This is a genomic window from Waterburya sp. (assembly GCF_058530065.1).
The window spans coordinates 1-4,148 of the sequence record NZ_JBZNBU010000450.1 but is presented as its reverse complement, the minus strand read 5'-3'; the positions used below and the strand labels follow the sequence as shown (position 1 = coordinate 4,148).

General features: G+C 39.8%; 2 protein-coding genes and 1 pseudogene. All 3 read right to left on the bottom strand.

What is annotated here, in order from left to right; translation table 11 throughout:
* Positions 1-1,107, bottom strand: a 1,107-nt coding sequence (locus AC33VI_RS23625) for an AAA family ATPase (protein WP_491784704.1), incomplete at its 3' end; no start/stop codon positions are given.
* 149 nt (positions 1,108-1,256) lie between these two features.
* Positions 1,257-2,375, bottom strand: coding sequence for a hypothetical protein (locus tag AC33VI_RS23620; RefSeq protein WP_491784703.1), 1,119 nt, complete (start codon positions 2,373-2,375; stop codon positions 1,257-1,259).
* Positions 2,376-2,378: 3 nt separating this feature from the next.
* Positions 2,379-4,148: pseudogene (locus AC33VI_RS23615) on the bottom strand (hypothetical protein); the annotation flags it as partial.

The following is a 4,148-nucleotide window of genomic DNA, read 5'->3' as shown; positions in this document are numbered from 1 at the left end:
TTCTAAGCTTTTTTGCTGTAATTTTTTGATATCTTTGAAATCTGCTGCTGAAAATATTTCCGTATAGCCGCGATCGTTCTTTTCGGTAAACCAAAGCTGACTTGGTTCTAGGATATCCATGAAATAAGTATTGTGAAAAGAAAAGATTAATTGCGCCCCGTGTGGATTTTCGTATTTATTCTGAAACAAGCCAATAATATAAGCAACTAAGTTTTGATGTAGTTTAATTTCTATTTCATCCAAAATAGTCAAATGACCAGCAAATAAAGATTGCATTATTTCATAAAGTATTGCTATAAATTGCTTTGTTCCTTCGCTTTCAAGCCTATCGTCAAAGTCTTGTGTAGAGTTATCTACTTTGTGCTTGAAAAGCAAATATTTAATAAAATCTTTCTGTGCGATTTTAAAATTGCTAATTCCTAGATCTGCAATTTTTAAATACTTAATTATGTCATCTTTAGCAAATCCATATTCTTGTATTAACTCTTCCAACATACTGGGATGAAAATCGCTATTTTTTAAACCTATATAACTTAAATTACTCCATGAACGGTATTTTCTACATTCTCTAGCAATATTTTGACTTGCATATTGAGAAGCAAGAGAAACTATTGAACAGTTAGCTCTTAAGTCTTTCCATAACTCTGGTTCTAGTTTATCAACAGTACTGCCTTGCTTTATCTTATCGAGATGACGATGATATACTAACCTCTTGCTTTTGTAAGGATAATATGATAATTCTTCTGTAATAACTTTTTCTCTTGTAGCGTGCAGAAGATACTCAAAATCAACATATTTTTTTTGCCGATCGACTAATATTTGATGTGCAAAAACTATATGTAACTTAGTAGGTTTGTCTTGACAGTTAATAAATGGTTCTAATGGTATTAAATTATTTATATTCCATCCAAGAAAAGAATTCTGCATAAACCATAAAGTAAAGTTTAGTGCTTGCAATAAAGAAGATTTACCAGACGCATTTGCCCCAGCAATTCCAATAGTAGGATTTGCTACATAAGGACTGTCTTTGGGCAATCCTGCATCAAATTCCAGTATATTTTCTTCTTTGATAGAACGAAAGTTCTCTACAGCAAAATACTTAATCAAGATGGTTTATTGGTTAAGTTACAGAAATTTATCCATGTTTAATAGCTACACAATTTAAGCATAAGCTATCTCGCTATGTACAGAACAGGAAGATATATCTATCATAGTCTTTCTTAAGTAAAGCGATCGCTCTACCCATCTTCTATGTTCTAATTCCTATTCATATAATCCTCAACCGAAGTGCGCTGACTAGTTCTTTGTCTATTCAACTTGGAAACATCCACACCACCCACAGGAGAAGCAGTAGTCATGACTTTGGTGCGACTTTGAGATTTCCAGTATTGGTATTTTAGGAAGGGGAAGGATGCCACCTTTTTGGCTAATGCCCAGAAGAAGACGTAACTGGCACAGAGGCGTTCTAACGAACCAAAACAGGATTCTCGCAGTTGTTCGATTTGTTCTCGTTGTTCTGGATCGATCGCACGAAAATAAACGGTGTCGCTGTTGCTGTTAAGGATTAAAGACTTGCTAAATCCTTGACGGGAAATCGCAGGATTTTGTCCTAAAGCAATTATTTCTGCACCGATATTAAAGTTTTTGATGCCGTTAGCTTGTTTACCCGTCATAATTACCGCGCTTTCTGCCGATTGTTGTTGAGGGCTGCGTCTGCCATCGGGAATACCCAGCCAGATTAATGTACCCCGTACTACCCGATGTCCGAAGTCGTGGAGGAGATGATTTTGAGGATCGGCACTGTGAACTTCTATAGTGGCAATGCCGTAGCTGAGGGCAAAGAGTTTACTTACATAGGCTTGCAATAGTTTGTTTAACCAAAAGACATCGCCGATGACTAGGGTTCTTTTGCCCGTTCTGGCAAGTAGCTGTCTGCCCTGAATATAGCGAATGGCTAGCGTCCACAACCATGCCCCGAAAATATACACGCCGATGTCGGCAATAGTGATGACAGGTGCGACGGTATCATTGATACCTATAGGTAAGTTGAATAGCCATAACAAAGAACTAAATAAGGTTTTAACTAGGGGCAAAGGATGACCAAAAGGAATTACCCAGCCGACGGAGATAATGATATATATTGCTTGAATTACCCAGGCTAGAGGGGTTTCGGTAACGTGCTTCGCCCAATATTCGCCCTGATTGATAAGGGCGTTTTTAGTCGGGGATTTGAGGGGTTTGCCTTCTGAGGTAAGACCAATAATTTGCGGGACGTTTTTACTTATAAAATCTTCTTTCATCATTGCTAAAACCATCAGGCTTTCGGGGTTAAGAGTCATACCTAAAGGAGTAGAACGAGGAAAGTCTTGACGCATTTGTTATGCAACGTACAGCAATAACTCCGTTAAAGTATGTACTGTGGCAGCTACCGTAACCGTACTAGCTTCGGTAGTTCTACGCCCGCTACCGTTAACAAAAATGCGATAGCGATGGTTGTTTTCGCCGTCTACAAAGGAAGAATTAGTAATAGTTGTTAGTCCCCCCTTTCCTTGGGTAGAGTTGATAAAACTGCTGAGTTCTCCCGTCAGGATAAACAATTCGCCAATCGTTCCTTGACTGGATAAATGGTCGAAGACTTTAATCACTTGGCTGGTAGAAAAGGTTTGACCAGATTGGGTAATGGCAAAAATTAGGGAGTCGCGATTTAGGTTTAACTTGGCAAAGCTGCGGTCTAATTGTTGTAAGATTTCATTTGCCGAACGGGTAACAATGTTGAGGAAGGGAAAAACCGTTCTGAGATCTTGGGCGAATTTTTGTCCTATCCAAAGGCTATTTTCTTCCCCTGTAATTAAAATATCTACGGTGGGGAGAGTTCTAATTTGACTGACTAATCCCGCTTTGAACATTAACTGTTGTTTCTTCTCAAACCGTTGTACTTTTTCGGTGAGGAGATAGATTAAATAGTCGGCACTACGTCGATTGAGGGAGGTAGGATTTTGCCAAGAGTTCTTAATTTGCTGGAGAGTCTGGGGGATAGCTTGAATGTCTTCGGCGATCGGATCTACCCCTGTCTGGGAAAGCTGAATATATTTTAGGTGACGGTGTTTTGTCATCGAGATCCAGCGATCCTTGAGATGCAATACTCCTAATTCCTGTTCGTGGAGTAGAGAATAGATCTTAATATCTTTGGCACTAACTTTCGCTACTTCGCCATTAACAGCATCGAGATCCAAACGAAAAGATTGAGGCTGGTGTAACAAAATCCGATCTACCGCAGCAGGTTCGGAAGCATAAACCATATAGCCTCGTTCCCAGTTAAAACCTACAGTTATCGGCTGCCCTTTCGCACTAAGTACTAATTCCGATTCCGATAGGGTAGAAGTCGTAACTAGACCAAAACTGCCTTTCGCCCTCGCCATAAAGATTTGAGTGGCACGATCAAGGTCATTTTCTAAAAATGCGGTGATGGTAGATCGAACAAAGTTAATGCGCTGTAAGTTCGTCCAATGGGCGGTGGAATCATGACTTTTTAAACCTTCACAGAATGCCTGATGCAAACTGAGAGAAGCTTTTAAAGCCACAGGATCGATGCCTTTATGCGTAGCGGTGAGAAAGTCCGTTGTAGGAACTGTCGAACCCTTTAAGGTATCCTTGAGGGTGGCTAGCTTCGCAATCGCCTGTTTTTGGAACTTAATTTCTTTCTGAAAAACCTTCTCAAATATATCCGCCCAAGCTTTGAGATTTTCTATACTGGGGATAGTGTTGGGGGCATTTTTGCTTGGTTGTTCTGACCCAAAAGCCGATTTAATATCTAAAGAAATCGCCTGTTGATAAGCCAGTCTTACCGCAGCATACCAATTTCCTTTAGTTACTAATAAATCCATCATCCCTGCAATCTTAGGAGAATCACCTTGAGTGGTATTGGGAGTATGTAATACCCGTTCTAACCACAAGCCGAGAGTTTTATGGTCAATATCCCTATTAAAGATTCGCCAACTATCAAAATCGCCGTTATGGGTAATACGATGGTGAACGTTTTTAATTTCACACACCCATTCCTTATCCGTAAACTGCCAGACCTTTTCCTGTCTAGCTGCCATCCATTCGTGCCAATGGGTTTCTAACTTAGAAGGGGCTGTACCAGAAGT